The sequence below is a fragment of the Salinigranum sp. genome, from assembly GCF_041641895.1.
GTDB lineage: Archaea > Halobacteriota > Halobacteria > Halobacteriales > Haloferacaceae > Salinigranum.
The window spans coordinates 1-5836 of record NZ_JBEPXO010000133.1; the positions used below are offsets into that span (position 1 = coordinate 1).

Below are 5836 nucleotides of genomic sequence, written 5' to 3' on the forward strand. Positions count from 1 at the left end.
GTGTCTCCCGCGGCGAAGCCGAGCGCGAGGAAGATCCCCCCGATGGTGACGAAGGGGATCATGAACGAGACGCCGGTCATCAGATCTTCCTTGACGGAGGTCACGTGCGACCGCAGCACGCTCTCCGCCCTGTCTGCGGACGACATGGTACATCACGATCGTTCTACAGACTGTGCAAAAGTGTTTTCGGATATGATTTTTACTGTTTGATTGTATGGAAATAAATTTCGGACGGAACAACGGTGGACGCGTTTCGCCCGAAGAGACGTCGAGCGAGGGAGGAGGGCGAATGCACGAACAGGTGCGGTAGGATGGCGGCGACGGCGCAGACGGGAACGACCACCGGTACGAGTCGGGCGTGGGTCGGCGTGAGGAGCGGGCCGGGGAGGGTCAGAGCCACTCGCCCGGGGCGCGGGAGCGCCGTCGTTCGGGTCGCCCCCGTCTCAGTCGTCGGCGACGACGACGCGGACGTCGGCCGCGTCGAACCGTTCTCGGTGGTCGGGGACGGGTCGGTTGGTGATGAACAGGTCGACGTCGTCGAGGTGGGTGAACTGGACGAAACTCTGGCGGGTCACCTTCGACGCGTCCGCGACGAGGACGACGCGCTTCGACCGCTGGACCATCAGTTCCTTCATCCGGGCCTCGTCCTCGTTCGGCGTCGTCAGGCTTCCGTCCTCGTGGATGGCGTTCGTCCCGAGGAAGAGGAGGTCGAAGTTCATCCGTCCCATGAACGACTCCGCGGTGGGGCCGACGAGTGCGCGTGTCCGTCGTCTGAGGGTTCCACCCGTCAGTTTCACCTCGTTCTCCTCCTTCCCGAGTTCGACGGCGAGTCGAGGCGAGTTCGTCACGGCGAGGAACGACCCGTCCTTCGGTGCGGCACGGGCGACTTCCATCGTGGTCGTCCCGGAGTCGAAGAAGACGACAGAGCCCTCGACGATTTCGTCGACCGCACGGGCGGCGATGGCGCGCTTGGCGTCGAGGTTCTGTACCTCGCGCTGGTCGTACGTCTGTTCCCCGCCGACAGACATCACGGGGACCGCCCCGCCGTGGGAGCGCTCGACGAGTCCGCGGTCTTCGAGGTCGCGGAGGTCGCGCCGGATGGTCGCCTTCGAGACGTCGAGGGAACTGGAGAGTTCGTCGACCGAGCGACCGCCCTCCTCGGTCACCATCTCGACGATCTGTCGTTTACGCTCTGCAGGTAGCATGGCTGACTGACGAGTCGTAGGGGTGCCCGGTTCTTGACTGTTCTTTCGCGAGTCGTCGACTGCTCGTGTTCGTTTCGGACGCGGACGGCAGAATCGAACCGAGTGGGGGTCGCCCGGCGTCAGTCGAGGCGGTCGAGAATCGCCGCCGTCACCTCGTCGGTGGAGGCGTCACCGCCCAGGTCGGGAGTCCGCGGGCCGTCGGCGAGGACGCTCTCGACGGCCGCGTGGACGGCCTGTGACTCCTCGGCGTACCCGAGCGACTCTAAGAGCATCGCCGCGGAGAGGACGGTCGCGGACGGGTTCGCGACGCCCTGTCCCGCGATGTCGGGCGCGCTGCCGTGGACGGGTTCGAAGAGGCCGCGGTCGGGGCCGAGGTTCGCCGAGGGGAGGAGCCCGAGGCCGCCCACGAGGCCGGCGGCCAGGTCCGAGAGCATGTCGCCCGCGAGGTTCGGACAGACGACGACGCCGTACTCCTCGGGGTGGAGACAGAGGTGCATCGCCAGCGCGTCCATGAGGGCGTCGTCCGTTTCGACACCGCGCTTGTGGGCGACGCTCTCGACGGCCGTCTTGAACCGCCCGTCGGTCTCGCGCATCACGTTCGCCTTGTGGGCGACGGTGAAGCCGTCGAACCCTCCCTCCTCGACGAAGTCGCACGCGAAGCGGGCGAGACGGCGCGAGGCCGAGTCGGTGACGACCCGGGTGAGCGTCGAGAGGTCCTCCGTGAGGCGGTGTTCGTGGCCGCCGTAGACGCCCTCGGTGTTCTCACGGAGGAACACGAGGTCGGTCTCGGGTCGGAGGGCGTCGACACCGGGGTACGCCTTCGCCGGGCGGACGTTGACGAACGAGTCCACCGCCTGGCGGAGCGGGATGATGACGTCGGCGGCGCTCTCGCCCGCGGCGCCGAACAGCGTCGCGTCGGCGGAGGCCGCGAGGTCGAACGTCTCGTCGGGCAGAGCCTCGCCCTCCGATTCGAGGACGTGGTCGCCCGCGCGGGCCTCGACGAAGTCGAAGTCGCCGACGGCCTCCAGCACCTCGCGCGCGGCCGGCACCACTTCCTGTCCGATACCGTCACCCGGGATGACGACGATCTCGTCGGTCATGGTTAGTGAGGTGCGCGGGCCCCGTATGAATGGGTCGGTCCGCGCCCGTCGTCCGGTGGTCGGCACGGCCGACGCTTCGTCCTCGTCCGGCGGTCGTCGGACTCGGTCGCGCTCGACGGTCGACGGCGGCGGTGGCGTGGTCGCGTCTGACGTGTGGCCGACTGAGACTTATGACGAGGGGAGTCAGTACACAGCGCATGAGCGATGCAGGTCCCGACGCGAGCGCGAAACCGAGCCGGCACGTCTCCATCGAGATCATCGAACCTCCGTCGCCCGAGGGGTCGCCGGGGCTCGACCCGGCGACCCGGGTCGACACGATGGTCCAGGACCGCCTCCTCCCGACGGCACGACTCGACGACGGTCGGTACGTCGCGTGGTGGTTCGACGCCGACGCCCCCGACCCGTACGACGACGCGACGACCGAGTGGGTGGTCGCGCCCACGCGCTTCTTGGCCGCCGCGACGTTCCGGGAGTTGACGGAGGACCCCGCCCGGTTCGACGAACTTCTGGGCGAGGACGGCGACCCGGCCGACGCGGAGTAGTCGGGGCCGCCGGGGTCGAGCGGAGCGGTCGGAACCGAAGGCCGAGCAGCCAGGTGGTGTCACCGAACGCCGGTCGGCGTGGACAGTTGGATTTTATTACCACGGGCGTCGTGTATTAGGTATATGACAGTTAAGTTCGAGTGCTACCAGACCGGGTGCGACTTCATGGTTCGCGCGGACACGGAGGACGAACTCGTCCACCTCGTCCAGGAGCACGCCGAACGAACGCACGACCTGAGTATCGAACGGGACGCCATCGTCGCCGAAACCGAACAGGTGTAACGCGCGCGGCGCCGTGTCGTCGGCCGCACGGACCGACGCTCCCCGCCCATCCCCGCCGAACAGACCGTCTCCTCCACTCCCTCACATGAACGCCGACGACGCCGTCGAGTTCGTCAAGCGGGCCGAACTGCTGTCGTTCCTCCGGACGACGTCGGCCGACGCGGACACGCTCGACCGCAACCTGAGCGCCTCGCGGTCGACCATCCACCGTGCAACGCAGTCGCTGACGGACCAGAGACTCATCGAGAAGGTCGACGGGGAGTTCGAACTGACGAGCGTCGGTGCCGTCGTCGCGGCTCGCACCGAGGAGTACCAATCCCAACTCGACGCCGTCGACCGTCTCGAACCGCTCCTCGACGCAATCGACGCCGAGACGGTCGACTTCCCGCTGGAACATCTCGCGGACGCGACGGTCGAGCGGCCCTGCCCCGGACAGCCACACGTCGTGGTCGGGAGTCTGGGCGACCTCGTCGCAGACGCCGAGTCGATGCGGATGTTCTCTGGCGTCGTCTCGCCTATCTACGTCGACATCGCGTACGAGGCCGTCCAGAACGGCACCGAGATACGGGCGGTGTTCAGACGCAGCGTCGTCGACGACCTGTTCTGCGAACACGCACGGAAGTCGCGCGAGGCGGCGCGGACGGGCCGGTTCGAGGTGCGGATTCACGACGACTGCCCGTTCGAGTTGTTCCTCTTCGACGACCGGGTCGGCCTGAGCGCGCACGACGATCGGGGACTCCCGGTGGCGTTCGTCGAGACGTCCGACCCGACGGTCGTCGAGTGGGCCGAGTCCTGCTTCGCGCGCTACTGGGACGCCGCGGAGTACGCGACTCTCATCTGACCGGGCGTCCCGCACAGCCACCCGGTGGGACCCGCTCGTCCGCTACCCCGGACTGTCGTTCCCCGACCCGGAGGCGAGGGGTTCGGTCGACAGATTTCAGCCGTGAGTGCGATTTCACCGCTGACGTGGATTTCATTCGTGAAATTTAGACGTGAAAAATTATAACCCTCGGCAGGTACTAGCCGTCGTCGAGCGTGTCAGTCCACCGTCAGAAAGACGCTCGAACGAGGTAGACCGATGGCGTACCAACGCATAGACCCCCCGCTGTTCGATCCGTCGGAGAAGAGCTATCGAGCGAAGCACGACGCGACCAATCCGACCGACGTCATCCCCCTCCTCATCGACATCGCCGCGGCCGTCGCCGACCTGCAGGGGACGTGGACGACGGAGTTGACCCCGGTGACCGACGTCGTAGACATAGAGCAGGTCGCACGCCTGATCACCGACCGGGGTCACGCGGACCCACCCGGCGTGTCGTTCTGTCTGGACGGGTACCGGGTCGTCGTCACCGACGCCGAGGTCGTGATCCGACCGCCGGTGGACGAGTGACCCGGGCTCGCGTCACTCGCTGTCGACGTACGGGAGCGACTCGGCCAGGTCGCGCACCGCGTTCTGATTCGAGCGCATCAGCGCCGTCGTGTCCCACTCGCCGTCGACGAGCGCCTTCCGCTGGGCCTCGTCGACCGTCACCGCGACGGTCGTATCGCCGTAGGTCACCGTCTCGGCCTCGACGTCGACCGCTAGCTCCCCGTCGGGGTGCTCCTCGACCCAGTTCTGGATGGCCTCGACCGTCTCCGAGTCCGCGGTGACGGTCGGGATGCCGAGTGCGAGACAGTTGCCCGCGAAGATTTCAGCGAAGGACTCGCCGATGATGGCGTCGATGCCCCAGCGCATGAGCGCCTGCGGGGCGTGTTCGCGGGAGGAGCCACAGCCGAAGTTGGCGTTGACGACCATCACGGAGGCGTCTTGGAATCGCTCCTCGTTGAAGGGGTGTTCCTTCGGCGTGTCGTCGTCCTCGAACCGCTGGTCGAAGAAGGCGAACTCACCGAGGCCGTCGAAGGTGACGACCTTCATGAAGCGCGCCGGGATGATCTGGTCGGTGTCGATGTCGTTCCCGCGGATGGGGATTCCGGTGCCCGAGGCGTAGTCCACCTCGGGGATGTCGACGTCGCTCATACCGTCGCGACCTCCTTGAGGTCACGCACGTCGGTCACTTCCCCCTTGATTGCCGCGGCGGCGACCATCCGGGGGTTCATCAGCACTGTCCGGCCGTCCTTCGAGCCCTGACGACCGATGAAGTTCCGGTTCGACGAGGACGCGCAGGCCTCGTCGCCCTGCAACTGGTCCTCGTTCATCCCGAGACACATCGAGCAGCCTGCGTTCCGCCAGTCGAACCCGGCTTCGGTGAAGACGTCCTTGAGACCCTCCTCCTCGGCGGCGCGCTGGACGCGCTGACTGCCGGGGACGACCATCGCGCGGACGTCGGGGTGGACCTGCCGTCCCTCGACGATTTTCGCTGCTCTGCGGAGGTCGGCGAGTCGGGAGTTGGTGCAGGAACCGAGGAAGGCCACGTCGATCTTGTAGCCCTCCATCGTCTCGCCGGGGGTCACGCGCATGTGCTTCTGCGCACGACGGGCGGTCTCCTGTTTGGCCTTCGGGAGGTCGTCGGGGTCCGGGATGGGTTCGGAGATACCGATGCCCTGTCCGGGCGTCGTCCCCCAGGTGACGACGGGTTCGAGTTCGTCCCCGTCGACGACGACCACGTCGTCGTACTCGGCGTCCTCGTCCGAGCTGACCGACTCCCAGTAGGGCTTCAGCCGCTCGAACTTCTCGGGGTCGTCCTCGAACTCGTCCGTCTCGGCGAGC

Annotated in this window: 8 protein-coding genes and 1 pseudogene; 4 read left to right on the forward strand and 5 right to left on the reverse strand. The window is 67.1% G+C overall.

Annotated elements, in window-relative coordinates; all coding sequences use genetic code 11:
- The 3 genes and pseudogenes from ACESK5_RS18560 to ACESK5_RS18570 form a co-directional block, all read right to left on the reverse strand.
- Positions 1 to 146 (reverse strand): annotated as a pseudogene (locus ACESK5_RS18560) (sugar phosphotransferase); the annotation flags it as partial.
- A gap of 297 nt (positions 147 to 443) precedes the next feature.
- Positions 444 to 1205, reverse strand: a complete 762-nt coding sequence (gene glpR, locus ACESK5_RS18565) for an HTH-type transcriptional regulator GlpR (RefSeq protein WP_372913071.1) — start codon at positions 1203 to 1205, stop codon at positions 444 to 446.
- A 119-nt stretch (positions 1206 to 1324) separates the two neighbouring features.
- The gene (locus ACESK5_RS18570) at positions 1325 to 2305 is read right to left on the reverse strand and encodes an isocitrate/isopropylmalate dehydrogenase family protein (protein ID WP_372913072.1); all 981 of its coding nucleotides are present in this window, start codon (positions 2303 to 2305) and stop codon (positions 1325 to 1327) included.
- Between the two features lie 197 nt (positions 2306 to 2502).
- On the opposite strand from ACESK5_RS18570, the gene ACESK5_RS18575 reads away from it, so the two are divergent.
- The 4 genes from ACESK5_RS18575 (at position 2503) to ACESK5_RS18590 (ending at position 4519) form a co-directional block, all read left to right on the forward strand.
- Entirely contained in the window at positions 2503 to 2847 is a 345-nt protein-coding gene (locus ACESK5_RS18575) for a hypothetical protein (protein ID WP_372913073.1), read from the forward strand.
- A 123-nt stretch (positions 2848 to 2970) separates the two neighbouring features.
- On the forward strand, positions 2971 to 3129 hold the full coding sequence (locus ACESK5_RS18580) for a DUF1059 domain-containing protein (RefSeq protein WP_372913074.1): 159 nt from the start codon (positions 2971 to 2973) through the stop codon (positions 3127 to 3129).
- A gap of 85 nt (positions 3130 to 3214) precedes the next feature.
- Positions 3215 to 3970, forward strand: a complete 756-nt coding sequence (locus ACESK5_RS18585) for a helix-turn-helix transcriptional regulator (protein ID WP_372913075.1) — start codon at positions 3215 to 3217, stop codon at positions 3968 to 3970.
- Between the two features lie 237 nt (positions 3971 to 4207).
- Positions 4208 to 4519: a HalOD1 output domain-containing protein gene (locus tag ACESK5_RS18590; RefSeq protein ID WP_372913076.1), complete on the forward strand. Its 312-nt coding sequence runs from the start codon at positions 4208 to 4210 to the stop codon at positions 4517 to 4519.
- A gap of 12 nt (positions 4520 to 4531) precedes the next feature.
- On the opposite strand, the gene leuD is transcribed toward ACESK5_RS18590, so the two are convergent.
- Together leuD and ACESK5_RS18600 are read right to left on the reverse strand one after the other, a co-directional pair.
- On the reverse strand, positions 4532 to 5146 hold the full coding sequence (leuD, locus tag ACESK5_RS18595; RefSeq protein WP_372913077.1) for a 3-isopropylmalate dehydratase small subunit: 615 nt from the start codon (positions 5144 to 5146) through the stop codon (positions 4532 to 4534).
- Positions 5143 to 5836 (reverse strand): aconitase family protein (locus ACESK5_RS18600; RefSeq protein ID WP_372913078.1); only part of this gene is annotated, 694 nt, incomplete at its 5' end. The genes ACESK5_RS18600 and leuD, both read right to left, overlap by 4 nt.

What these genes read in the sequence shown, in the direction of transcription:
- ACESK5_RS18590 (WP_372913076.1), top strand. Translation starts at nt 4,208, where the DNA reads ATGGCGTACCAACGCATAGACCCCCCGCTGTTCGATCCGTCGGAGAAG.
- ACESK5_RS18585 (WP_372913075.1), top strand. Translation starts at nt 3,215, where the DNA reads ATGAACGCCGACGACGCCGTCGAGTTCGTCAAGCGGGCCGAACTGCTG.
- ACESK5_RS18575 (WP_372913073.1), top strand. Translation starts at nt 2,503, where the DNA reads ATGAGCGATGCAGGTCCCGACGCGAGCGCGAAACCGAGCCGGCACGTC.
- leuD (WP_372913077.1), bottom strand. Translation starts at nt 5,146, where the DNA reads ATGAGCGACGTCGACATCCCCGAGGTGGACTACGCCTCGGGCACCGGA.
- glpR (WP_372913071.1), bottom strand. Translation starts at nt 1,205, where the DNA reads ATGCTACCTGCAGAGCGTAAACGACAGATCGTCGAGATGGTGACCGAG.
- ACESK5_RS18570 (WP_372913072.1), bottom strand. Translation starts at nt 2,305, where the DNA reads ATGACCGACGAGATCGTCGTCATCCCGGGTGACGGTATCGGACAGGAA.
- ACESK5_RS18580 (WP_372913074.1), top strand. Translation starts at nt 2,971, where the DNA reads ATGACAGTTAAGTTCGAGTGCTACCAGACCGGGTGCGACTTCATGGTT.